This window comes from Amycolatopsis sp. lyj-346, assembly GCF_046548975.1.
Taxonomy (GTDB): domain Bacteria; phylum Actinomycetota; class Actinomycetes; order Mycobacteriales; family Pseudonocardiaceae; genus Amycolatopsis.
In genome coordinates this window covers 66,230-90,208 of sequence record NZ_JAJPWT010000017.1, presented here as the reverse complement: position 1 = coordinate 90,208, position 23,979 = coordinate 66,230, and the positions used below count along the sequence as shown (strand labels likewise).

Here is a 23,979-nt window from a genome sequence, read left to right as displayed (position 1 = left end):
GCCGCCGGGTCAGCAGGCCGTGTGGGTGTCCTCGCCCGTATAGGACGACACCAGGTACTGCGTCGTCTGGCCGAGCAGGGCCGCGGTGCCCGCGGGCACGCACTTTTCGCCGATCAGGTTCTTGAAGACGCCGCCGTAGGTCAGGGAATAGACCTTGATCTTCGTGGCGGCGCCGCCGCAGTTGCCCCAGTGGTAGTCGCGGGCGTTCGGCCCGGCCGCCCCCTGCGTCGAGTAGTTGCCGCAGGTGACCGACTCCGACGCGGACGCCGGGCCCGCCGCCAGGGGCAGGGCCGTCACGGCCAGGCCGAGCGCGACCGCCGCCGCAATGCGTTTCATGGAACCCCCCGTGGGTGTGGGAAAACAGTGCGGCGCCCACGCTAGCGCTTTCCGGGAGAAGCAAATCCCCCTCAATTCCTAGGGGTTGACGGAAGGTCCGCCCCGCGGGAACATCGAAACTTTCCGAAAGTTATTGCCCCACCAGTGGTACCCCTCGCATGCTTTTGGCATCCTGGCTCGCCCGCCAGCCTCGACGAGGAGGAAGCATGCACACCAAGAACCGTAGCCGTTTCAGGGTCTTCGTCACCGGGGCGGCCCTTGCGCTGGCCGCCACGCTCGTACCCGGTGTCGCCAGCGCCGACACGGTCATCACGACCAACCAGACCGGGAACAACAACGGCTACTACTACTCGTTCTGGAGCGCCGGCGGCGGCTCGGTCTCCATGACGCTCGGTTCCGGCGGCAACTACCGGACGAACTGGAGCAACGTCAACAACTTCGTCGCCGGCAAGGGCTGGAGCAACGGCAGCCGGCGGACCGTGAACTACTCCGGCAGCTTCAACCCCTCCGGCAACAGCTACCTGACGCTCTACGGCTGGACGTCCAACCCGCTCGTCGAGTACTACATCGTCGACAGCTGGGGCAGCTGGCGGCCGACCGGGACGTACAAGGGCAGCGTGACCAGCGACGGCGGCACCTACGACATCTACCAGACGACCCGCTACAACGCGCCGTCCGTCGAGGGCACCAAGACGTTCAACCAGTACTGGAGCGTGCGCCAGCAGCGGCGGACCGGCGGCAGCATCACCACCGGCAACCACTTCGACGCGTGGGGCCGCGCCGGCATGCGGCTGGGCAGCTTCAACTACTACATGATCATGGCGACCGAGGGCTACCAGAGCAGCGGCAACTCCAACATCTCGGTGGGCTGACCGTGCGCGCGTGGAGCACCCTCCTGGCCACGGCGGTCATCGCCGTGGCGAGCACGGTCGCCGTCACGCCGGCGCAAGCGGCGGCGTGCAACGGGTACGTCGGCCTGACGTTCGACGACGGGCCGTCGAACGCCAAGACCCCGGCCCTGCTGAACGCGCTGCGGCAGAACGGGTTGCGGGCCACGATGTTCAACGAGGGCCAGTACGCGGCCGCGTACCCGGCGCAGGTCCGTGCCCAGGTGAGTGCGGGGATGTGGGTCGGCAACCACAGTTACACGCACCCGCACCTCGGCCAGCTGAGCCAGGCTCAGGTGGATTCGGAAATTTCCCGGACCCAGCAGGCGATTTCGGCCGCGGGCGGCGGTACGCCCCGGCTGTTCCGCCCGCCGTACGGGGAAACGAACGCGACGGTCCAGTCGGTGGCGTCCCGCTACGGCCTCCGCCAGATCATCTGGGACGTCGATTCGGGTGACTGGAACAACGCGAGCGTCGACGCGATCGTCCAGGCCAACGCCCGGCTCTCGAACGGCCAGGTCATCCTGATGCACGAATGGCCGGCCAACACCCTTTCCGCCATTCCGCGCATCGCCCAGACGCTCGCGGCCCGCGGGCTGTGCGCCGGGATGATCTCGCCGCAGACGGGGCGGGCGGTCGCCCCGGCCTGAGGCGTGCGGGAGGTGGCGCGGCGATTGCACCCCGCCGTGCCACCTCCCGACCCGCGCAAGCGGCCGACCGCCGACGGCGGGACGCGCTCACCGTCGACCTGAAGAGCCGGCGCCGCCGGACCGCCCGCCGCGCCGGTGCCGTCGTCGGCCGTGCCCTTCCCGGTTTCCGGTGATCAATCACTGCCCGTAGCCCCAGCAGGGGGAGGACGTCTCACCCGATCGTGTGGTTTGAAGTCACGAAAATCCGTCATGCATTCACTCCGCATCACCGGGTGCGTCACTCTCCCCGGCTCCTAAGCTCAGCCAAAACAGTCTGCATTGGACAGTGGCCGTCGAGGGCCCGGCTGGGTGGAGTGAACCTTGAAGAGACTGATGGCTTTCGGGGCGGTGCTCCTGTTCGCTGCGACGGTGCTGCCGTTGACCGTCCCGGCCGGACCCGCGCTGGCGGACGCCTCGGACGGCACCTTGACCGTCCGGGTGATCCGTGACCTGAACGGCAACGGGAACCACGACCCCGCACTGGAAACCGGGGTGGCCGGGATCCCGGTGAAGGCCACCGACCCCGGCGGCGGCACGGCCACCGGGACCACCGGCGCGGACGGCACCGTCAAGCTGGCCACCGCCGGGCTGGCCGGCGGGAAGTACCGGGTCGAGGCGAGCGTCCCCGCGTCGATGCCGTACCTGAAGCCGGCCCCGGCGGGTGGCGGGCTGAGCAGCCTCATCGCGTTCGCCGACGTCTCCGGCGGCAAGAAGGCCGACCTGACGATGGGGCTGTGGAACCCGGCGGACTACTGCCAGGAGAACCCCACGCTGGTCACCGCCTGCCAGCGCAACGGCATCGCGCCCGGGATCGACGCCACGGCCCGTTCCCTGGTGAGCTTCCCGTTCACCGCGCGGGGGACGGGGAGCCCGCCCACCGCACTGGCCACCCAGGGCGACACCGGGACGGTCTACGGCATCGCCTACCGCAAGGCGGACAAGCGCGTCTTCTCCAGCGCGTTCGCCAAGCGGGCCACGGCCTACGGCCCCGGCGGCCCCGGTGCGATCTACGTGACGAACCCGGCGACCAAGGCCACCACGCTGTTCACGAAGGTGCCCGCCACCGGCAGCACGGCGCACGCCATGCAAACGGACTTCGACCTGGCGTTCTCGAACGTGGTGGGCAAGGAAAGCCTCGGTGCGATGCGCATCAGCGAGGACGGCACCACGTTGTTCGTGGTGAACCTGGCCGACCGCAAGCTCTACCTCTACGACGCGACCGCGGCGACCGTGGCCGCGCCGAAGGCGAGCTACGCGATTCCGAACCCCGGCTGCCCCGCGGCCGGTGACTGGCGGCCCAGTGGCCTCGGTGTGCACGACGGCGTCGTCTTCGTCGGTGGGGTGTGCTCCGGCGAATCGACGCAGAAGGCAGCCGACATGCGCGTGGTGATCCGCGGCTTCGACGCCGCCGCGGGCACGTTCGGCGCGGTGCTCGTCGACCACCCGCTGGACTTCAAGCGGGGCGACACCTTGTGGAACGGCAGCAACACGCACTCCTGGAACCCCTGGCAGGCCGCCTACCAGCCGCCGGCACCCCAGGCCGGGCACCTGCTCGCCCACCCGGAACCGCTGCTGACCGACATCCGTGCCGAGGCCGGGGGTGACCTCGTGCTCGGCTTCCGGGACCGCTTCGGCGACCAGGGCGGGCACGACATGCCGCCGTCCGCGGGATCCACCGAGAAGTACGACACGGTCAGCGGCGGCGACCTGAACCGGGTCTGCCGCCAGGCCGGCGGCTACGTGTGGGAAGGGACTTCGGGCTGCCCGAACAACAACAGCGCGGAAGCCAGCGGCGGCGGGGAACCGGCTGACGTCGTCGAGTACTACCCCGGTGAGTACTACAGCGACGCCACCCACGGCAAACCGCACAACGAGACCGCGCAGGGCGGCATCGCCGTGGTCCACGGGGCCGCGCGGATGCCCGCGACGGTGATGGACCCGACGAACATCAACACGGGTGGCATCGGCTGGTTCGACCGAGCCGACGGCACGATGATGAACAGCGGCTACTCGAACAGCTACCTCGTCAACGATTCGAGCACCGAAGGCTGGGCCAAGGCCAACGGCCTGGCCGACCTGGAGGCGCTCTGTGACAACGCGCCGGTCCAGCTCGGCAACCGGGTGTGGTTCGACACCGACGCCGACGGCGTCCAGGGCCCGGCCGAGCCGGCGGTCGCGGGGGCCAAGGTGCAGCTGCTGCCCTGCGACGGCAAGGGGGCGGCGCTGGCCACCAAGACGACCGGCGCCGTCGGCGAGTACTACTTCGGCGCCGCGGACGGGCTCAAGGCCGGCACCTGCTACACGGTGAAGTTCGACTACTCGGGCGTCGACACCGCCACGCTGCCGGGCGCACCACCGCTGTCGAGTATCAAGTGGACGGTCGCGAAGGCGGGGGGCAACCCGGCCATCGACTCCGACCCCGACCCGGCCACCGGCACCGTCAAGGTGACGATGGGCCCCGCGGGTTCGGTGGACCACACCGTCGACGCCGGCCTGTTCGCCCCGCGGAACCGGCTCGGGGACTTCGTGTGGGCCGACACGAACGGCAACGGCCTGCAGGACACCGGTGAGCCGGGTGTGCCGGACGTGCCGGTGGTCCTGAAGGACGGCGGCGGGAAGCAGGTCGCGACGACCAAGACGGGGCCGGACGGGAAGTACCTGTTCGACGGCCTGGCGGACGGCGCGTACCAGGTGTGCTTCGACCTGAAGAAGCTGCCACCCGCGTACGCGGGTTACCTGGCGACGAAGCCGGACGCCGGTGACGACACGAAGGATTCCGACGCCGACCCGGCGACGGGGTGCACCCCGGTGACGACGCTCGGCCCGGCCAAGCGCGAGGACCTGACCCTGGACGCGGGGATCCGGCCGCCGAACCGGCTCGGGGACTTCGTGTGGGCCGACACGAACGGCAACGGCCTGCAGGACACCGGTGAGCCGGGTGTGCCGGACGTGCCGGTGGTCCTGAAGGACGGAAACGGGAAACAGCTGGCCACGACGAAGACGGGCCCGGACGGGAAGTACCTGTTCGACAACCTGCCCGATGGTGCTTACCAGGTGTGCTTCGATCGCACGAAGCTGCCGGCGGACTTCGCCGATTGGCAGTGGACCAAGCCGGACGCGGGTGAGGATTCGAAGGACTCCGACGCCGACACGGCGAGCGGGTGCACTCCGGTCACCACGCTCGGGATCGACCGCCGGGAGGACCTGACCCTGGACGCGGGGTTGGTCGAGCCGCGCAACCGGCTCGGGGACTTCGTGTGGATCGACCGCAACGGCGATGGCTTGCAGGACGCCGGCGAGCCGGGTGTGCCGGACGTGCCGGTGGTCCTGAAGGACGGCGGTGGGAAGCAACTGGCGGCCACGCAAACGGGGCCGGACGGGAAGTACCTGTTCGACGATCTGCCGGATGGGTCTTACCAGGTGTGCTTCGACATCGCGCACTTGCCTGCGCCGGTTGCGGATTACAAGCTGACCAAGCCGGATGCCGGGGACGACGGGAAGGACTCGGATGCGGACCCGGTGAGCGGGTGCACGCCGGTGGTCCAGCTCGGTGTGGGGAAGCGGGAGAACCTGACTCTTGATGCCGGTCTGGTTGCCCCGCCGAATCGCCTCGGCGACTTCGTCTGGGCCGACACGAACGGCAACGGCCTGCAGGACGCCGGTGAGCCGGGCGTCCCGAAGGTGCCGGTGGTGCTGAAGGACGCCGACGGCAAGCAACTCGCGGCCACGAGCACGGGACCGGACGGGAAGTACCTGTTCGACAACCTGCCCGATGGTGCTTACCAGGTGTGCTTCGATCGCACGAAGCTGCCGGCGGACTACGCCGACTGGCAGTGGACCAAGCCGGACGCGGGTGAGGATTCGAAGGACTCCGACGCCGATGCCGACACCGGGTGCACGCCCGTGGTGAAGCTGGGCCCGGGCAAGCGGGAGGACCTGACCTTGGACGCGGGGTTGGTCGAGCCGCGCAACCGGCTCGGGGACTTCGTGTGGATCGACCGCAACGGCGATGGCTTGCAGGACGCCGGCGAGCCGGGTGTGCCGGACGTGCCGGTGGTGCTGAAGGACGGCGACGGCAAGCAGGTCGCGACGGCCAAGACGGGCGCGGACGGGAAGTACCTGTTCGACGACCTGCCGGACGGGTCTTACCAGGTGTGCTTCGACATCGCGCACCTTCCGGCGCCGGTTGCGGACTACAAGCTGACCAAGCCGGACGCCGGGGACGACGCGAAGGACTCCGACGCGGATCCGGCGACCGGGTGCGCCCCGGTGGTCCAGCTCGGCCTGAGGAAGCGGGAGAACCTGACCCTCGACGCGGGTCTCGTCGCACCGCCGAACCGCCTCGGCGACTTCGTCTGGGCCGACACGAACCGCAACGGCCTGCAGGACCCGGGCGAGCCGGGCGTCCCGGACGTGCCGGTCGTGCTGAAGGACGGCGACGGCAAGCAGGTGGCGGCGACGAAGACGGGTCCGGACGGGAACTACCTGTTCGACGGCTTGCCGGACGGGTCTTACCAGGTCTGCTTCGACCGGACCAAGGTGCCCTCGCAGTACGCCGGTTGGCAGTGGACGAAGCCGGCCGCGGGCGACGACGGGAAGGACTCGGATGCCGATCCGGCGACCGGGTGCGCCCCGGTGGTCCAGCTCGGCGTGGGCAAGCGGGAGAACCTGACCCTCGACGCCGGTCTGGTCGAGCCGCGCAACCGCGTCGGCGACTTCGTCTGGCTCGACCGCAACGGCAACGGCCTGCAGGACCCGGGTGAGCCGGGTGTGCCGGACGTGCCGGTGGTGCTCAAGGATGGCGACGGCAAGCAGGTCGCGACGGCCAAGACGGGGCCGGACGGGAAGTACCTGTTCGACGACCTGCCGGACGGGCCGTACCGGGTCTGCTTCGACACGGGCGGCCGCAAGCTGACGAAGCCGGACGTGGGTCCCGACAACACGAAGGACTCCGACGTCCAGCCGTCCGACGGGTGCACCGAGGTGGTCACCTTGGGGCCGGCGAAGCGCGAAGACCTCGGTCTGGACGCCGGCGTGCTCACCTCGCCGGGGTCGACGGTTCCGCCGAAGGCCCGTCCGCTGTCGAGCACCGGGTTCCCGGGTGACTGGCTGGCGGCGCTGGGTGGTCTCGCGGTGGCCGCGGGCATCGCGGCCCTGCTGGCGGCCCGCCGGGCCCGCGGAACACGGTGACAGTCAGGGCCTGAGTCCGAGCGCCCCAATGTGGCCTTCGGTGCGTTGGACGCACCGAAGGCCACATTGGGTGCGTTGGACGCACCCAAGGCCACATTGGGGCGCTTGGTCTCTCAGGTGAGCAGTGCGTGCCCCAGCGGGACGTCGGCGGCGAAGCCGGGCAACACCAGGAAAGTCGCCGACGCCGTCGTCGTCGCGTAGCGCAGCAGGGCGTCTCCTTCGTTCATCCGGTGCTGGGTGGCCACGAACGTCCGCAGTTCCCGCTGGAAGGAGATGAACAGCAGCCCCTCTTCGGAGCTGTACCCGCGTCGCAGCATCAGGCCCGCCCCGGCGGCCAGCGGGTGCGCTCGCCGCACGTGCGCGTCGGCCGGGATGAGGTACTCGCCGTCCGGGGTCTTGGCGCCGAGGTCGAGCTCCGGGCCGGACAACGGTTCCGCCGTCGCCTTGCGGCGGCCGATCACCCGCTCCTGTGCGGCCACCGGCAAGGCGTGGAAGGCCGCGGTGTCCAGCCGGATCGCGCGCACCACGGCGATCGTGCCGCCGCGGACCGCGGGCGGGCCGCCGAGCCACACGTCGGCGGCCAGTTCGGCGTCGGTCCTCGGGCTCACGATGCCATCGGCGAAGCCGAGCACGTTGCGTGCCGATCCGTCCGAAGAGGACGGTCCGCGGAAGCCGGTTCGCCGCCAGCGCAAGGACAGCTCCGTGCCGGCGGTGAGCTCGGTCGTCGCCAGGGCGGCGACGAGCGGTTCGTCCGCGCAGACCTGGAGCAGGAGGTCACCGCCGCGGTCGCGGGGTTCGTCGCCGGGGAAGACCGGCAGGTCCTGCGCTCCGGGCAGGTCCGGGGCGATGGCCGTGACGATCCGCGGGCCGAGCCCGGCCGTGACCGTCAGGCGGGCCGCCGGCAGGTCGGCGAGCGCGGGGTCACCGCCCGCGGCCAAGGCCGCCACCCGCCGTCCGAGCGCGGCCAGCAGCGCACCGAGCCGCACCCGGTCGTCGCCGTGCGGCAGATCCCAGACGGACAGGTCCACGTGGCGCTGCGGCGGCGCGGGCCGCACGATTCCGGCCTGCTGGACACCGAAGGCGTCCACCACGTCCGGATCCGAAGCCGCGGCCGGCGCGGAACAGGCGGACACCAGGCCGGCACCGGCGCCGAGCAGCACCGAGCGGCGGGACAACGGGGGAGGAGTGGCCACGCGCGGATTGTGCCGCTTCGCCGTCGCGGAACCGGCGCTTGTCACTCCACCAGGTGGCATTTCGCGTCGCAGGGGCGGCGGGAGCCGGAACACTCCTATGGTTTCGCCGTGCGTGCGCTTTCGGTTTTCCTGGTCTCCGTCCTGGCTGTCGCCGGCTGTACTTCGCCGCCCCGGCCGGATCCGTTCCGGCCGGATGCCGCCGGAGCCGCGACCATCCGGGTGCCGCAGGACGCGCCCACCGTGCAGCAGGCCGTGGATTCCGCGCGGCCGGGCGACCTCGTGCTCGTCTCCCCGGGCGTGTACCGCGAGCCGGTGCGGATCACCGTGCCCGACCTCGTGCTGCGCGGTACGGACCGCAACCTGGTCGTGTTCGACGGCGAAGTGCGCCGGGCCAACGGGATCGTGGTCACCGCGTCCGGGGTCGCGGTGGAGAACCTGACCGTCCGCAACCACGTCCTGAACGGCGTGCTTGTCACCGGGATGGCGGACGAGAACGGCGGCCTGGCGCGGGGCAGCGACGGCTACACCCGGCTCGACCCGGCCCTTTTTCCGCCGGTGCAGGGCTTCCGCGTCTCGTACGTGACGGCGAACAACAACGGGCTGTACGGCGTCTACGCCTTCGACTCCCAGCACGGGGTGATCGAACACAGCTACGCGTCCGGCAGCGCGGATTCCGGCTTCTACGTCGGCCAGTGCCACCCGTGCGACATCGTGGTCCGCGGGAACGTCGCCGAACGCAACGCGGTGGGCTACGAAGGCACGAACGCGTCCGGGGGGATGGCCGTGGTGGGCAACCGGTTCGTCGGGAACCGGGTGGGCTTGTCGGCGAACTCGGACTACCAGGAGGCGTTCGTGCCGCAGCGGGACGGGGCGATCGTCGGCAACCTGGTGGCGGCGAACGCCCAGCCGGGCAGCCCGGCGCAGGCCGACGGCGGGTTCGGCGTCGGCATCGGGATCGCCGGCGGCACCCGGAACCTGCTGGCCCGCAACCTCGTCACCGGCCACCCCGGCGCCGGGATCGCGCTCGCCTCGGCCGAAGACCTCGCGCCGTCGGACAACCGGCTGGTCGGGAACGTGCTGTCCGGCAACGGCGTCGACGTCGCCTACGCGGCTTCGGAGCGGGCACCGGGGAGCGGGAACTGCCTGCAGGACAACGTCTTGACGAGTACCGCACCGGCCGGGCTCGCCGGGACGATGGCCTGCCCGGGGCATCCCGGTGCGGCGGCCGGGGTGCGCCTGTCCCTGCCACCGGCCCCGCGCGGGGTGCCGTTCCCCGACGTGGCCGCGCCGCCCGGGCAGCCGGGCCTGCCGGCCGCGGCGACGGCGCCCCCGCGGCCCGCGCGCGGCCTGCCCGGGCCGATCGACCTCGACGGCTACCCCGTGCCACCGATCGCCCTGCTGGCCGAGCACGCCGGCGTCAAGCTGTGAAGCGCCGGACGGCGTTGGCGGTGGTGCTGCTGGTGGCCGCGTGCGGGGCGGACCCGCAGCCGCGTCCACTGTCGGCGGCGGAGGCCGAACGGCTCGCGCTCGCCCGGTTCGCCAACTACCGGTTCCGGACGGCGAACTTCACGGCCACGGTCCCGACCGGCGCCGGCCGGATCGCGTTGCGGGGACGCGTGGACTTCGTCGAGCACCTGGGTTACGCCGAGATGAGCACCGACGGCCGTCAGGACGAGGCATCGGGCGGGTTGCTGCAGTGGACCCCGGCGGCGGTGGCGTTCCGGGGCGGGCCGGGCCAGGCCGCGGCGGACCCGCCGCCCCCGGACCGCTGGCAGTACCGCCCGCTCCAGCCGGGCCCCGAACTCGACACGGCGCTGCGGCTCGTCCTCGGGCTGGGTGCGGACCGGCCGGACAACGTGCAGTTACTGAGGCAGAGCTCGGCCAGGTGGGTCCGCGCGGACACGATCGGCGACGTCGCGGTCGACGTGATCGACGGTCCCCGGCCGGCCCAGGCAACGGAGGCGCCGGAGGCGGCCCGGGTGCGGTACTGGCTGGACGCGGCGGGCTTGCTGCGGCGGGTCGAGGCCCGGGTGGGCGACCGGCCGGACCCGGTCGTGGTCGGCTTCGCCCCGGCGACATCGCCGCCACCGGACCCGCTGGCGGCTTTCGCCCGATGAGCCGCCGGGCCGCACGGCCGGGCACTTTCACGTGAAAGTGCCCCGGAGCGCGGCCCCCCGGAGCTTTCACGTGAAAGCTCCGGGCGGGCGGTGCCGGGGTGGGGCGGGGGTGGGTCAGCGGGCCGGGCGCAGGTGGTCGGTGCGCCAGTGGCGTCCCCGCCGCGGCGTCCGCCAATGGCGTCCTCGCCACGGCCGCACCGGGCCCCGAGCCGCCACGAAGGCCGGCTGGTGCTCGGCGAAGCCCTCCGCCGTGATTCCCATCAGCACCGGGTAGCGGACCTCTCCGCGGCGCAGCTCCGTGTCCCGCGGCCGGCCTTCCTCGCGGAAACCCAGCTCTCCGTGCAGGGCCAGCGAGGCGAAGTTGCTGCCGTTGATGCTGACTTCGCACTTGCGGTAGCGCCGCAGCTCGAACATGTACGCCAGCAGGACCCGCACCGCGTCGGCGGCGTACCCGCAGCGGCGGTACTGCGGCCCGATCCCGATGCCGTAGCTGAAGTGGCCGGTGGCCGGGTCGGCCTGGATCCAGATCGACCCGACCAGCGTCCGGTTGTGCAGCGTCTCGATCGCGAAGTGGAAGTCCTCACCGGAATCGGCCGCGCCGCGGTGCGTCGCCCAGTGGCGGTAGCCGCCGATCTGCCGGTCCGAAGCCCGGTCGAACCCGATCAGGGTGCGGTGATCCGCCGGGCGGACCTCCCGCAACCGCACCTTCCACCCCGCCCAGCTCATCGGCAGTGATGGTACAGCCCGATCACCAGTGGCACTGCGTGGTCATGTCGTCGATCCGGACGAACCCGGACGAGCCGCTCGCGCGGACGATCGCCTTGACGAACACCGGGTTGACGCCGTTGAGGTTCCACCGGGCGGTGCCGGCGCCGACGTCGAACCCGGCCGCGGCGGCCGGCGAGAGCGAGGAGGAACAACGCGTCGTCCTGCGCACAGCGCTCGGCCGTGCACCTCGCGCGGACCCACCCCGACGGCTACCTGCGGCACCGCGTCGAACTCCAGGTGGCCGAGGACTGACTGTCACAAGCTTCGCCCGGCCGGTGTCTTGAGGTCGTCCCACCCGACGACCCCAGTGAAGGACGACCCCAGTGAAGGACGAAGCCATGGACACCCGCATCGACCTGTTCACCACCGAGACCGGCTCCCGGCTGGCCAAGCGGTTCGCCGGCCTCGGGCAGGTCATCGACCGGTCGCCGCTGCCGAAGCTCACCCGCGAACTGGTCAGCCTGCGAGCCAGCCAGATCAACGGGTGCGGCTGGTGCCTCGACATGCACGCCAAGGAGGCCGCCGCGGCCGGGGAGTCGGCGGTCCGGCTGGCACTCGTCGCCGCCTGGCGGGAGTCGACGGTGTTCAGCGAAGCCGAGCGGGCCGCGCTCGCGCTGGCCGAGGAGGGCACCCGGCTCGCCGACGCCGCCGAAGGCGTGTCCGACGAGACCTGGGCCCGCGTGCGCGAACACTACGACGACGAGCAGGTCGCCGCGCTGGTCTCGCTGGTCGCCCTGATCAACGCCGCCAACCGGCTCGCGGTGATCGTGCACCAGAAGGGCGGCTCCTACGAAGCGGGGATGTTCGCCGCCGCTGCCGAACACGGCTGACCGGCACGCTTCGGCAGCGCGGCGAGGACGGCGCCGGCCGTTACCGGGCGGGGACGGTGATGGTCTTGTACTCGGTGTAGGTGCCGAGCCCGACGGCGCCGTACTCGCGGCCGAGGCCGCTGGCCTTGAACCCGCCGAACGGGCCGTCGAAGCCGATCGGGGCCCCGTTGATCGTGACCGTGCCGGTGCGCACGCGGCGGGCCACGGCGAGCGCGTGCGCCGGGTCCGCCGACCACACCCCGCCGGACAGGCCGTACTCGGAGTCGTTGGCGATGCGGACGGCGTCGTCTTCGTCGTCGTAGGCGATGACGACCAGGACCGGGCCGAAGATCTCCTCCTGCGCGATGCGCATCGCGTTGTCGACGTCGGCGAAGAGCGTCGGCGTGACGTAGTTGCCCTTTTCCAGTCCCGGCGGGACTTCCGGGCCGCCGGTGACGAGCCGCGCGCCCTCTTCGACGCCGAGGCGGATGTAGTCGCGGACGCGCTGCTGCTGGTCGCGGCGGATCATCGGGCCGATGAACGTCGTGTCGTCGGCCGGGTCGCCGACGCCGAGGGATTCGACCAGGTCCTTCAGGCCGGCGACGACCTCTTCGTAGCGGCCGCGCGGCGCGAGGACGCGGGTCTGCGCGATGCACGATTCGGCGTTGTTGAGCAGGGAACCGAACTTCACGCCCTGGATCGCCGCGCCGAGGTCGGCGTCGGGCAGGACGATCATCGCCGACTTGCCGCCGAGTTCGAGGCTGACGCGCTTGAGCTGTTCGCCGGCCAGCGACGCGATGCGGCGCCCGGCGCGGGTGGATCCGGTGAAGGCGATCTTGTCGACGCCCGGGTGCTTGACCAGGTGCTCGCTGGTCTCGCGGTCGGCGGGCAGGACGCTGATGGCGCCCTCGGGCAGGCCGGCCTCCGCGAGCAGTTCCGCGAGGAGGTTCATGCTCAGCGTGTTCTCGGGCGAGACCTTGAGGACCACGGTGTTGCCGGCGAGCAGCGCGGGGATGATCTTGGCGGACGCCGAGGAGAACGGCGAGTTCCACGGGATGATCGCGGCGACCACGCCGATCGCTTCGCGGCGCACGACCGAGCGGAACGGCGCGGCGGGATCCGACGGCTCGAGCGTTTCCTCCCAGCCGAATTCCGCGGCCGCCTTCAGGTAGGCGTCGGCCTGCCGGGTCAGGCCTGGCTGGCCGGCCTTCGTGAACCAGTGGGCCGAGCCGTTTTCCGCGGAGATGAGCGCGGCGATCTCGTCGGCGCTTCTCGCGCAGGGCGGCCAGCTTGCGGACGACGGCGATCCGGTCCGCGGGTGAAGTGCGCGGCCACGGGCCCGCGTCGAAGGCCGTCCGGGCGGCCGCGACGGCGCGGTCGACGTCGGCGGGCAGCGCGCCTGCGCGGCGCGGCCGATGACCGAGTTGTCGTGCGGGGAACGGATGTCCAGCAGTTCGGTGCTGCTCGGCGCGGTCCACTTACCGCCGATGAACAGTTCTTCGCAGGTGATCACTGCTACCTCCTCGACCAGTTATCTGTCACATCAAGGTAGCACTTAACGGCAGCAATGAGCGCACCAGTGAGTCACTGCACAGGGGCGTTAGCTTCGCGGAGTGTCTCAGTGTTGTGACGGTATGGTCGGGGGGTGAGAGCCGACGCCGCACGCAACCTCGAACTGCTGCTGACCACGGGCGCCCGCATGCTCGCCGAAGACCCGGCCACGAGCATCGCGGCGATCGCGGCGGAGGCGGGGGTGGACCGCCGCACGGTGTACCGCCGGTTCACCGGCCGCGAGGAGCTCCTGGCGGCGGTCTACCAGGCCCGCCTGGCCGCGATCGAAGTGGCGATCGAGGCGGCCCGGCTGCGGGAGGCGCCGGTGCCGGTGGCCCTGCACCGGTACGTCGAGGGGATCGTCGGGGTCAACCGCACGTGGCCGGCCGAGGTGAGCAGGATGCGCTCGGACCCGGAGATCTGGGCCCGGCGCCTGCGCGCGATCGAGGAGGTGGACCGGTTCCTGCAGCGGGCCACCGACGAAGGGTTCCTGCGGCCGGGCCTGCCCGCACGCTGGCCGGGCAACGTGCTGGGGTCCCTGGTCCACCTGTCCACCGGGGAACTGCCCGCGCTGAGCGACGCGCAGGCCGCGGACGTCATCGTGGAGACGTTCTTGCGGGCGTTCGGCAACGGTGAGGCCGGCTGAGCCACGCCGCCCGCCGGGCCCGGTGGCCCGGTGGTTCCGCGCGCCGGTCCTGCCGAGGCCGCGGCCTCACCCCCGGCGTGTCCGGTCCGCGGTGCCGCGCGTTCCCGCTGCCGGGTGAGGCCGGGACCTCAGGCCCCACCCGGCAACGGGCTCAGCCGGCGGCCACGATGCGCCACCGCTGGTTGGCGCTGCCGCTGTCGGCGTACTGGCCGAGCTCGGCGCCGCTGCCGGTGCGGCCCATGCCGTCGAGGTACGCCCCGGTGCTGTTGTTGCGGATGCGGACGTTGTTCGCGTCCGTCACCACCAGCCACTGCTGGTTGCCGCTGCTCGAGCCGGGGTACTGGCTCACCGCGGCGCCGTTGGCCGTGCGGCCCGCGCCGTCGAGGTAGAGGCCGGTGGCGCGGTTCTTGATGCGTACCCGGTTGCCGGAGTTCTCGATCACCCACTGCTGGTCGTAGCGGCCGGGGTCGGCGACGGCCTGGCCGGCGCTCGAGCCGCCGGCCGTCCGGCCCAGCCCGTCGATGGACAGCCCGGTGGCCGCGTTGACGATCCGGACGTACGTGCCGCCGCCGTCACCCACGCCCCACGCGTACCGCAGCCGGGTCAGGCCGCTGGCGTTCGACAGTGAAAGCTTGATGCCCGGACCGGTGCCGGCCTTGGTGGTCAGGCTGTACCAGTCGCCGTCGCGCAGGCCCGGCCAGTACACGCTGCCCACGCCCAGGCTCCGCAGCTTCCCGCTGACGCCCCGGATGTAGTCGGCGAAGAACGACCCGCTCGGGATGCTGTAGTCGAGGGTGCCGTACTGCACGCCGTTCTTGCTGCCGGGCGACATCGGGCCGCCCCACTCGGTGACGACGGTCCGGTCCGCGTACGCGCCGATGTAGCCGCCGATGTGGTCGGCCCACTCGGTTTCGCTTTCGTAGCCGGCGAAGAACGAGTAGTCGTGGGCTGCCAGCAGCGTGCCGTCGAGCCGCCGGTCGCCGCCGACCGCGGGGACGTTCTGGGCGAGGCCGGCCCCGTCGAGGATCACCCGGCCGCGCGGCACCCCGGGGTAGCGGGCCAGCCAGGCGCTGTAGAAGTTGTTCAGGTCACCCGTGCTGTAGCCGTGCGGCTCGTTGATGACCTCGAAGTAGGCGTTCGGGTGGCTGCCGTACTTGGCGACGACGGTGTCCCACATCTGCTGGAACCGGCCCGTGTCCGGCGGCTTGCCGCCGGTGTAGGCCCAGTACGCGAGGATCACCTTGCCCTTGGTGAGCGCGGTGTCGATCGCCCCGGTGTAGGTGCCCCAGTAGCCGGCGACCGTCGGTTCGTTGATCGGCATCCGGACCGTGTCGGCCCCGCTGATCGAGTACAGCTGGCCGACGACCTGGTTCGCCGTGGCGGAGGCTGAGGCGTAGGTGTCCGAAGCACCGAGCCCGGACACGTACAGCACGCCGTTGACGAAGTTGTCCCGCGTGTCGGCCCAGTTGACGCCCTTGAAGCCGGACGTGGCCGCCTGGGCCTGCGCCGGGACGGCGGTCAGCAGCCCGCCGGCGAGCGCGGACAGCGCCAAGAACCGGAACGCCTTGGACAGCGTTCTGCGGAGCACGGAATGGGTGGGTCTCATCGGCTCGGTCCTCCCGGATCTTCGCGCAGCCGGAATGTTCGAATCACTGGGTAACACCCGGCACCGGCGAGCGGCCAGAGTTCCGAAGCGAAACGCTCAGGATCGGTCAGGAAAGAACACGGCCCGGGCCGCGGCGAACAGGAGTCCACCGCGGCCCGGGCCGGAATGCGTCAGCCGAAGTTCACGTCACTGCACCACATGTACGCCTGGTCCAGGTGCGAAGCCTGCCAGATCGTGAAGACGATGTGGTGGCCGCGGTACCCGCCCGAGGTCTGGACGTTGAAGGTGATGTCCTTCGCCGGGGCGAAGCGGCCGGTCTGCGTGACCTGGTCGAGGTTGCCCCAGCCGAGGCGCTGGGTCTTGGGGTCGTACCCGTTCTTGCTGACGTAGACCCGGATGAAGTCCGCGCCGTGGCTGGCCTGGTCGTAGAGGTGCATCGAGAAGCTGCTGCCGACGTTGGTCATCCGCCACGCGCCGGGGGTGTTGAGGGAGTTGTTGCGCGCCAGGGCGTTGCTGCACAGTTGACCGTCGGGCGTCGCGCCCTGGTAGTTGCCGCGCAGCCCGTCCCGCAGGGCGCTCATCCAGTTCCACATGGTGTCGGCGTTGGCCTGGTAAGCCTGGTAGCACATGGGATCCTGCTGCTGCATGGCGGGGTTCGTGTGCTGGCTGTTCCAGTCCTTCCAGCACTGGTAGGCCCGGGTCGCGGGGCCGACGATGGTCCCGTGTGCCGAGGCGGTGGGCACGCCGACGAACAGGCAGGCCAGCCCGGCGACGACCAGGGCGATGAGGCCTCGTCGCCCGGTGCGGGATCCGGAGAAGTTGCGCCTACGCATGGATGAGCCTCCATTCTCGGAGAAACGAGCGGTGGTGGTTCTCATGTGGGAGCGCTCCCAGGATGACAGCAGCCTATCTCCGATCCGGACAAACTTCAACCAACCGACGATAAGGAATTGTAGTTATTATCCGCTTTCGAAAAGAACGGATTTCGCGCCGAAACTTTCGGGACCGCGCTCACGCTCCGTTCGCTTTCCGCCGGCTGCCGACGGCGCGCGGGAGCCCTCGGCCGAGGGCTCCCGCGCCGGCTCAGCCCTTGGCGGTCAGTTCGAGCAGCCGGCCGGTGAGGTCGAGGTGTTCTTCGATGCTGCCGGTCAGGTAGGTGAGGTCGACGAACGTGTGGTCCGGGGCCAAGAGTTCGACGATCTTCGTGACGGACTCGGCGATGGCCTCCGGTGCCGTGCCGGGTCCGGCGTTCACCCGCAGCGCCACCCCGAGTGCCTGCGGGTCACGACCGGCCCGCTCGGCGTCGGCGCGGAGCTTGGCCAGGGTCGAGGTGATCACGTCCGCGGGGAACTGCTCGGGCACCGACCAGACCGGCAGCCAGCCGTCGGCCCGCTCGGCGACCCGGCGCAGCGACTTCTCGCCGAAGCCGGCCAGGTGGACCGGCGGCTTGCGCACCGGCTTCAGTGCGACGTGGGACTCCGCGATCCGGTAGCCGACGCCTTCGTGGGTCACGGTGTCCTTGGTCCACCACGTCTCGAGCAGGTCGAGCAGGTCGTCGAGCCGCTTGCCGCGTTCGGACATCGGCACGCCGACGGCCGCGTACTCGTCCGGGGACCAGCCGATGCCCAGTCCGGGGAGTAGCCGGCCGTTGCTGGCGACGTCGATGCTCGTCAGCAGCCGGGCGAAGTTGGCGGGCTGGTACTGGGTCGCGTTGATGGTGCTGGAACCGAGCACGGCGGTCTCGGTCACGGCCGCGGCGATGGCCAGCGCGGTGAACGGGTCCTGCGCGGTGTGGAACTCTTCGGGCATGGTGTCGTAGCCCGGGTACGCCACCGCCGGGGCGACCGGCGACAGCAGCCGGTCGCCGACCCAGAGACTGCCCGCGCCGGCCCGTTCCGCCTCGCGCGCGTACCTCGCGATCCCGCCCGGTGTGGCCGCCGCCTTGCCGAACACCGGAAGGCTGAAACCAAGTGACATTGCTTCTCCCCTGAAGAGTGAACGGACCCTCTCGGTCCTCATGCCACTACTACCCGCATCTAGTTGCTTGTTCAAGCACTTCTCGGGATCGGCGGCTGGCGGTGCCCGCCGGCTGCCGGATGGCCTATCCTGAAGCTGCGGTCGAAACGACGGCTGACACGAACACCCCCTGCGCTCGGGGCATCGATTGTCGCGCGGTCTCGTTCCGCGATTTCTCTTCAGCGTTGTGCCTAGGTGTGGCCGACAGAAGCAGGCCACCATGATCCATGGTCGAAGCACGCTGCCCACGAACTCCCCGGCCACCGACGCGCCCCGTGCGTTCCGGCTCACCACCCACCGGCCGGCGCCGGACACCGCGGTCGTCGAGGTCGCCGGGGACCTCGACCTCGCCACGGCCCCGCGGTTGCGAGAACTGATCGCGGCCGAAGCGGCCGGCCCGCTGACCCGGCTCGTCATCGACGTCCGCGGGGTGCGGTTCCTCAGCGCCACGGGCCTGGCGGCCATCGAGGACGGCCACCTGCTCGCCACCGGGCGGGGCATCGTCAGCACGGTGCGCGTGGCCTCGGCCGGCGCGGTACTGCGCCTCATCCGGTTGCTGCCGGTGCGGTTCGCCGACGCGCTCGAACTGGTCTGACCACCTCGACGCACCGTAACGGCAGGCACTCACTGCGCGACTGACCGGTCGCGGGAATCCGCATTTTCCCGCGGACGTCGGTTCCGACGAAGTGGGGGACACCCGTGCGCGCACCGGGCCCGGAACTCCAGCCGTTGGTCGAGCGCCTTTCGCGCCGGCTGCCCGGTGTCGCGGTCATCGCCTACGACGGCAGCCGGAGCGGCCCCGCCGAGGCGGCGACGACGATGGCGATCCGCACGCCCGCCGCGTTCGCGAAGGTGCTGCGGGCGCCGCGCGGTCTCGGCCTGGCGCGGGCGTGGGTTGCGGGTGACATCGAAATCTCCGGCGACATGGCGCCGGTGGCGGCGCGCGAAACCGAGCTCCACGACCCGGCCGTCGCCGTCACCCTGCTCGCCACCGCCCTGCGGGTGACGGCCCGGCGCGGGTTCCGCGACCTGGTCACCGCGGGGGCCACGGCGAGCGAATACCGCGCGGCGCGGCCGGGACGGCACACCGTCGGCCGCGACCGGGCCGAGCTCGATTTCCACTACGGTCTCACCGCCGATTTCTACCGCCTGCTGCTCGGCCCGTCGATGACCTATTCCGGGGCGATGTTCGACGGCCCCGGGCATTCCCTCGAAGCCGCCCAGGAATGCAAACACGCGCGAATCGCCGGGAAACTGGCTCTCGGCGAGCACTCGACCGTGCTCGACATCGGCTGCGGCTGGGGCAGTTTCCTCGACCACGCCAATACTGTGCACGGTTCGCGCGGAATCGGGTTCACGGCTTCGCGGCAGCAGTGTGAATACGCCTCGCGGAGGTTTTCCGGCCGCCCCGGGGTCCGCATCCGGTACGGCGATTACCGGCGGCTCCTGCCGCTTTCCGGGATCACCGCGGCGGCCGGTGTCGGGATGTACGAACACGTCGGGGAACGCCACTCGCCCGCGTTCTTCGCGCTCGTCCGCCGCTCGCTGCGGCCCGGTGCCCGCTTCCTCAACCAGGCGATCACCCGCCGCGAGGCCGGGCCGCGGCGGTTGCGCGCCAACGCCTTCGCGCAGCGGTACGTGTTCCCGAACGGCCAGCTGCTCCCGCTGTCGCGGCAGCTCGCCGACCTCGACCGGGCCGGGTTCCGGGTGCTGTCCACCGAGAGCTTCGGCGAAGGCTACGCACGGACCACCGGCGCCTGGCTGGGCAACCTCGAACGGAACTGGGACGCCTGCGTCGCGGCCGCCGGGCTCGAGCGGGCGCGGGCCTGGCGGGCCTACCTCGCGGGCTCCCGGCGGCGGTTCGAAGACGGCACCATCGACGTCACCCAGGTCCTCGCGGAGGCGAGGTGACGCGATGGCGGTGTCGCTGGACAGCCTCAAACCCCAGCTGATCGGGCGGTCGTTCGGCCGCAACCGGCTGCTCACCGGGTCGACGCGCCCGCTGCGCGCCAAGGCCGGGTTCACCTCGCTCGGCGTGTTCACGGCGCTGGTGATCCTCGCGCTCGCCGGGCAGCAGCAGGTGCTGATCGCCACGTCGGACGGGCCGTCGGCGATCACCGCGATCGTGCGGGCCCCGGCGCGGTTCGACGGCATCGGGATGCCGTTGCTGCAGGACCCGGTGGCGCTCGTCGTCCTCTTCACGGCGCTGGCCACGCCGCTGTTCTGCCTCGAGCAGGTCGAGTCCATCCGCGACTTCATCCCGATGACCGTGCGCAACATCGGCGACGACGTCCCGCACTTCGACCCGCGCGAGGCCCAGGTCCTCATCATGCGCGCCAACCGGCGGTTCCGGCGGATCGGTGCGAAGAAGGTGTCGCTCTCGCTGTTCGTGCTCAGCGGGATCGGCGCGTACTTCCTGCTGCGCTACCTCCAGACGAGCGGCTTGCTGGCGGGGTGGAACCCGGTGCCGGGCAGGATCGAGCCGTGGCGCGCGGCCGTCTACGCCGGCTGGTGGGCGAACGGCAGCGCGCACCCGGTGATGGCCGTCCTGCTCTGGCTGCTGGGCACGTACATGTTCTACTTCGTGCTCAAGCAGCTGCTCATGGGCCTGATCTTCGCGATCTTCGCGCAGACGGCGACCACCGTCGGCTTCGGCGTCACGCCCTACCTGCGGGCGAACAACGACGGTTTCTGGGGCCTGCGGACGCTGCGCCGGTTCATGCAGTGGACGTACGGGTCGACGCTCGCGCACTTCGTGACGACGCTCGGCGTGTGCATCGTGTGGCTGCCGTTCACGCAGTGGACGTTCTTCATCGTCACCACCGTGATGATCGTCAACAGCACGCTCGTCATCTACCCGACGATGATCGCGCACAAATCCGTGTTGCAGGCGAAACAGAATTACGTCGACGACCGGCTCGGCTCCGCGCAAACGGAAGAGGAAAAGAAAGAGGCGGCCGAAGAGGCGGAAAAGATCTGGCAGAACCCGGACCTGCCGTTCCGGACCCGGGCGACGCTCACCGCGGTATTCGTCTACCTGCTTGCCCCGATCGTGCTCGCGCTTGTTTCGTGGCTGCTGAAGCGTTAGGATCCGGCAAACTCTGGCGAGGAGGCGTGGCGTGGCCGAAATCCCCAGCCTGCTGGAGCCGATCACCGAATTCCGTCCCGGTCGCCCGCTGGTCCTCTTTCTGCCGGGAATGAGCGGCAACAAACGGCAATGGGACTTCGTGATCCGCCGGCTGGACGGCGTGGACGCGGACCTCGCGTACGGCGCCCCGGTGCTGGCGCACGCGGCGTTCGGCAACGCCCGCCCGACGGTCTCCCAGCTCGGTGCGGCGATCGCCGCCGAGCTGACGGCGGCCGGCCGCGACCGCGTGACGGTGGTGTCCCATTCGGTCGGCGCGTTCGTGGCGCTGGTCATCGCGCACGAGCTGCCGTCGGTGGTGCGTTCGGCGGTGCTGGCCAACGGCGGCCTGTCGAGCGTGGCGAGGTTCATCGACCGGCCGCTGCGCCGGGTTCCGGGCGCCACGACGTCACGCCTGTCCTACCTGCGGCTGTTCGCGCTGGTCGGTACCCCGGTCCCGCCGGTGGTGAAACGGGCGATAGCCGGCCGCGAGTGGTCGAGCCGGCTGCTGGTGGGCCGCCGGCTCGTCTCGCGCCCGGCACTCGCGTCCCGCGAAGCCCGCGATTCCCTGATGGAGGAGGCGGGCAACGCGCGGACGATCGCGGGACTGTGGAAGAACCGCCACTACTGGCGCGAATTCGAGCGCACGGCCGCCGGGATCCCGGCCAAGGTGATCTTCCTGGTCGGCGGCCAGGACCCGATGACGAGCGTCGCCGACACCGGAGTCATGGCGGAGCTGCTGCCGAACGCGGAGATCCGGGTACTGCCGGGAGTCGGCCACGCGGCACCGCTGGAAGCCCCCGACGCCGTGGCCGCGGCGGTCAAGGACGCCCTGGCGGCCACCTAGGCTTTCGGCCTGCCCGTCACACCCGACCCGGGCCGTGGCCGATCACCCCGTTCACCTGATCGGATCGTTACACAACTTCGGGCGGGGTGGGACGTCTGGTGGAGCGTGAGAGTGATCCGTATCGCCGGGCTCGGCCTGGCGGCCCTGCTGCTGGCCGCGTGTAGTGGACCGACCGAGACCGTGGGGGCCGCGCTGCCGGTCGGCGCGATCGGTGTGACCGGGGCGGCGACCGCGCCCGGGGTGCCGGCCGCGACCGTGGCGTTCACCCCCGGGGCCGGGGACCAGCTGAGCCCGAAGGACCCGATCGTCGTCAAGGCGTCGGGTGGCACGTTGCAGGCGGTCTCGGTCACGAACCCGCAGACCGGCAACACCGTCAAGGGCGAACTCTCGCCCGACAAAGCGACGTGGACCAGCAAGGACTCCCTCCGGTACGGCGCCACGTACCAGGTGGTCGCCACCGCGGTGAACCAGGCCGGGGCGGCGACCGAGCAGCGCGGGGAGGTGCGCACGCTCAAGCCGTCCGGGGTGGCCACTCCCGCGCTCTTCCAGCCGGCGTCGGGCGATTTCGGCGTCGGCCTGATCATCGGCCTGAAGTTCGATCACGACATCATCGACAAGGCCGCGGCGGAGAAGTCCTTCAAGGTGACGTCCTCGCCCGCCCAGGGCGGCGGCTGGTACTGGGTGAACAAGCGCGAAGCGCACTTCCGGCCCCAGGACTACTGGAAGGCCGGCTCGACCGTGAAGCTCGAGACCACCACCTTCGGCGTGCCGATCGGGGGTGGCGTGTACGGCGGCCAGGACGTCTCGGCCACCTACAAGGTGCACGACTCCTGGATCGCCAAGGCGGACGGCAAGACGCACCAGATCAAGGCGTTCCACAACGGGCAGCTGGTGAAGACCGCGCCGATCAGCATGGGCAAGACCGCCAACACCCCGCCGCGGGGCCCGACGCCGACCTTCAACGGCACGCACACCGTGCTGTCGAAGGAGGCCCACAAGATCATGGACTCCTGCACCTACGGCGTGTGCGAAGGCGACCCCGGCTACTACAGCGCACCGGAGAACTGGAACGTCCGGATCTCCGCCGACGGCGAATACCTGCACGAGAACCTGAAGACGGTCGGGGTGCAGGGCAGCGACAACGTCTCCAACGGCTGCCTCAACATGAACACCGAGAACGCCAAGTGGTTCTTCGACAACTTCAACGTCGGCGACGTCGTCGAGATCACCAACTCGGGTGGCCCGCAGCTGGCCATCAACAACGGCCACGGTGACTGGGCCATCAGCTGGAGCGCCTGGCAGGCCGGCAGCGCCCTGCGCGGCTGAGCTCTTGGTGCACCGGGGGTTCTACCGGGCGAGGAATTCGAGGGTCTTCTCGACGAACCGGCCGTGGAACTGGAAGATACCGCCGTGGCCGGCGTCGGGGTAGATCACCAGTTCACTGTCGGGCAGCCGGCGGGCCAGATCGCGGCTGTTCTCCGTCGGCACCATCCGGTCGTGGTCACCGTTCGCGACCAGCACGGGCTGGTGGATCACCGACAGGTCGGCCGGTTCGGCCAGTCCCCAGCGATGGATGGCCTTGAGCTGAGCGAAGTAGGCCGGCAGCGAGATCGCCTTGTCCCGGTTGGTCTTCCGCTCCTTCAACCGCGCCAGGAACTCCTTGCCCGCCCGCTTCCCGGCCGACGTCCGGGTGAAGAAGAGGAACTGCTTGGGGTCCTGGAGGGTGAGCAGCGCGCGGAGCGTGTCCAGGTGGGAAATCCGGGTCACGTTCTCGATGCCCTCGCCCCCCGCGGGGCCGGTGCCGGCGATGACCAGCTTGCGGACCAGCTCCGGCTCGGCCTGGGCGATCACCTGCGCGATCATGCCGCCCATCGAGAACCCCAGCAGATCCACCTTCGTCAGGCCGAGCGCCCGGATGAAGGTGACGGCGTCGGCCGCCATCGCCTCGATGGTCTTCGGGGTGGAGCCGGTGGACGCGCCCACGCCGCGGTTGTCGAAGGTGATGACCCGGTGGTGCGCGGCGATGCCGTCGACGACCCGCGGGTCCCAGTTGTCCAGGACCGCGGCCAGGTGCGTCAGGAAGACCACCGGGACACCGGTCTTCGGGCCGAGTTCCCGGTAGGCGAAGCCGACGCCGCCGGCGGAGACGGTGCGGGTGGGTGCGTCCTGGTAGGAGGCGAGCAGATTGCTGTTCACGGCG

At 70.9% G+C, this 23,979-nt stretch carries 20 protein-coding genes and 1 pseudogene; 12 read left to right on the top strand and 9 right to left on the bottom strand.

Annotated features, from left to right (window positions below; translation table 11 throughout):
* Nucleotides 1-9: 9 nt before the first annotated feature.
* On the bottom strand, nucleotides 10-336 hold the full coding sequence (locus ACLJQE_RS36045; protein WP_410644030.1) for a hypothetical protein: 327 nt from the start codon (nucleotides 334-336) through the stop codon (nucleotides 10-12).
* 206 nt (nucleotides 337-542) lie between these two features.
* On the opposite strand from ACLJQE_RS36045, the gene ACLJQE_RS36040 reads away from it, so the two are divergent.
* From ACLJQE_RS36040 to ACLJQE_RS36030, 3 genes are all read left to right on the top strand, one after another.
* Nucleotides 543-1,208, top strand: a complete 666-nt coding sequence (locus ACLJQE_RS36040) for a glycoside hydrolase family 11 protein (protein ID WP_410644029.1) — start codon at nucleotides 543-545, stop codon at nucleotides 1,206-1,208.
* 2 nt (nucleotides 1,209-1,210) lie between these two features.
* The gene (locus ACLJQE_RS36035; protein WP_410644028.1) at nucleotides 1,211-1,873 is read left to right on the top strand and encodes a polysaccharide deacetylase family protein; all 663 of its coding nucleotides are present in this window, start codon (nucleotides 1,211-1,213) and stop codon (nucleotides 1,871-1,873) included.
* 360 nt (nucleotides 1,874-2,233) lie between these two features.
* Entirely contained in the window at nucleotides 2,234-7,102 is a 4,869-nt protein-coding gene (locus ACLJQE_RS36030) for an SdrD B-like domain-containing protein (protein WP_410644027.1), read from the top strand.
* A gap of 113 nt (nucleotides 7,103-7,215) precedes the next feature.
* Here the strand turns inward: ACLJQE_RS36030 and ACLJQE_RS36025 are convergent, their stop codons facing one another.
* Complete coding sequence (locus ACLJQE_RS36025; RefSeq protein ID WP_410644026.1) at nucleotides 7,216-8,295, bottom strand: Dyp-type peroxidase; 1,080 nt, start codon at nucleotides 8,293-8,295, stop codon at nucleotides 7,216-7,218.
* 108 nt (nucleotides 8,296-8,403) lie between these two features.
* On the opposite strand from ACLJQE_RS36025, the gene ACLJQE_RS36020 reads away from it, so the two are divergent.
* Both ACLJQE_RS36020 and ACLJQE_RS36015 read left to right on the top strand, forming a co-directional pair.
* Nucleotides 8,404-9,723: a nitrous oxide reductase family maturation protein NosD gene (locus ACLJQE_RS36020; RefSeq protein WP_410644025.1), complete on the top strand. Its 1,320-nt coding sequence runs from the start codon at nucleotides 8,404-8,406 to the stop codon at nucleotides 9,721-9,723.
* Nucleotides 9,720-10,412, top strand: coding sequence for a hypothetical protein (locus tag ACLJQE_RS36015; RefSeq protein ID WP_410644024.1), 693 nt, complete (start codon nucleotides 9,720-9,722; stop codon nucleotides 10,410-10,412). Before ACLJQE_RS36020 ends, ACLJQE_RS36015 begins: the two co-directional genes overlap by 4 nt.
* 114 nt (nucleotides 10,413-10,526) lie before the next feature.
* On the opposite strand, the gene ACLJQE_RS36010 is transcribed toward ACLJQE_RS36015, so the two are convergent.
* The gene (locus tag ACLJQE_RS36010) at nucleotides 10,527-11,138 is read right to left on the bottom strand and encodes a GNAT family N-acetyltransferase (protein WP_410644023.1); all 612 of its coding nucleotides are present in this window, start codon (nucleotides 11,136-11,138) and stop codon (nucleotides 10,527-10,529) included.
* Nucleotides 11,139-11,160: 22 nt separating this feature from the next.
* Nucleotides 11,161-11,349, bottom strand: a complete 189-nt coding sequence (locus ACLJQE_RS36005) for a hypothetical protein (RefSeq protein WP_410644022.1) — start codon at nucleotides 11,347-11,349, stop codon at nucleotides 11,161-11,163.
* A 169-nt stretch (nucleotides 11,350-11,518) separates the two neighbouring features.
* Here ACLJQE_RS36005 and ACLJQE_RS36000 point away from each other — a divergent pair, with 169 nt between their 5' ends.
* Nucleotides 11,519-12,010 carry a carboxymuconolactone decarboxylase family protein gene (locus ACLJQE_RS36000; RefSeq protein WP_410644021.1) on the top strand — a complete coding sequence of 164 codons (492 nt, stop codon included), beginning with the start codon at nucleotides 11,519-11,521 and terminating at the stop codon, nucleotides 12,008-12,010.
* A gap of 40 nt (nucleotides 12,011-12,050) precedes the next feature.
* On the opposite strand, the pseudogene ACLJQE_RS35995 reads toward ACLJQE_RS36000, so the two are convergent.
* A pseudogene (locus ACLJQE_RS35995) lies at nucleotides 12,051-13,502 on the bottom strand (aldehyde dehydrogenase).
* Between the two features lie 132 nt (nucleotides 13,503-13,634).
* On the opposite strand from ACLJQE_RS35995, the gene ACLJQE_RS35990 reads away from it, so the two are divergent.
* The gene (locus tag ACLJQE_RS35990; RefSeq protein ID WP_410644020.1) at nucleotides 13,635-14,186 is read left to right on the top strand and encodes a TetR/AcrR family transcriptional regulator; all 552 of its coding nucleotides are present in this window, start codon (nucleotides 13,635-13,637) and stop codon (nucleotides 14,184-14,186) included.
* A 151-nt stretch (nucleotides 14,187-14,337) separates the two neighbouring features.
* Here ACLJQE_RS35990 and ACLJQE_RS35985 read toward each other — a convergent pair whose 3' ends face one another.
* The 3 genes from ACLJQE_RS35985 to ACLJQE_RS35975 all read right to left on the bottom strand — a co-directional run bounded on the left by ACLJQE_RS35985 (nucleotide 14,338) and on the right by ACLJQE_RS35975 (nucleotide 17,769).
* Nucleotides 14,338-15,792, bottom strand: coding sequence for an RICIN domain-containing protein (locus tag ACLJQE_RS35985; RefSeq protein ID WP_410644018.1), 1,455 nt, complete (start codon nucleotides 15,790-15,792; stop codon nucleotides 14,338-14,340).
* Between the two features lie 170 nt (nucleotides 15,793-15,962).
* Complete coding sequence (locus ACLJQE_RS35980; RefSeq protein ID WP_410644017.1) at nucleotides 15,963-16,625, bottom strand: lytic polysaccharide monooxygenase; 663 nt, start codon at nucleotides 16,623-16,625, stop codon at nucleotides 15,963-15,965.
* A gap of 250 nt (nucleotides 16,626-16,875) precedes the next feature.
* Nucleotides 16,876-17,769 carry a TIGR03619 family F420-dependent LLM class oxidoreductase gene (locus tag ACLJQE_RS35975; protein ID WP_410644016.1) on the bottom strand — a complete coding sequence of 298 codons (894 nt, stop codon included), beginning with the start codon at nucleotides 17,767-17,769 and terminating at the stop codon, nucleotides 16,876-16,878.
* 259 nt (nucleotides 17,770-18,028) lie between these two features.
* On the opposite strand from ACLJQE_RS35975, the gene ACLJQE_RS35970 reads away from it, so the two are divergent.
* From ACLJQE_RS35970 to ACLJQE_RS35950, 5 genes are all read left to right on the top strand, one after another.
* The gene (locus ACLJQE_RS35970) at nucleotides 18,029-18,403 is read left to right on the top strand and encodes an STAS domain-containing protein (RefSeq protein WP_410644015.1); all 375 of its coding nucleotides are present in this window, start codon (nucleotides 18,029-18,031) and stop codon (nucleotides 18,401-18,403) included.
* Between the two features lie 104 nt (nucleotides 18,404-18,507).
* Nucleotides 18,508-19,719: a class I SAM-dependent methyltransferase gene (locus ACLJQE_RS35965; RefSeq protein WP_410644014.1), complete on the top strand. Its 1,212-nt coding sequence runs from the start codon at nucleotides 18,508-18,510 to the stop codon at nucleotides 19,717-19,719.
* 4 nt (nucleotides 19,720-19,723) lie between these two features.
* Nucleotides 19,724-20,896, top strand: a complete 1,173-nt coding sequence (locus ACLJQE_RS35960; RefSeq protein ID WP_410644013.1) for a hypothetical protein — start codon at nucleotides 19,724-19,726, stop codon at nucleotides 20,894-20,896.
* Between the two features lie 31 nt (nucleotides 20,897-20,927).
* The gene (locus ACLJQE_RS35955; protein ID WP_410644012.1) at nucleotides 20,928-21,779 is read left to right on the top strand and encodes an alpha/beta fold hydrolase; all 852 of its coding nucleotides are present in this window, start codon (nucleotides 20,928-20,930) and stop codon (nucleotides 21,777-21,779) included.
* A gap of 111 nt (nucleotides 21,780-21,890) precedes the next feature.
* Entirely contained in the window at nucleotides 21,891-23,105 is a 1,215-nt protein-coding gene (locus ACLJQE_RS35950) for an Ig-like domain-containing protein (protein ID WP_410644011.1), read from the top strand.
* 21 nt (nucleotides 23,106-23,126) lie between these two features.
* Here ACLJQE_RS35950 and ACLJQE_RS35945 read toward each other — a convergent pair whose 3' ends face one another.
* Complete coding sequence (locus ACLJQE_RS35945; protein WP_410644010.1) at nucleotides 23,127-23,975, bottom strand: alpha/beta fold hydrolase; 849 nt, start codon at nucleotides 23,973-23,975, stop codon at nucleotides 23,127-23,129.
* Nucleotides 23,976-23,979: the final 4 nt, after the last annotated feature.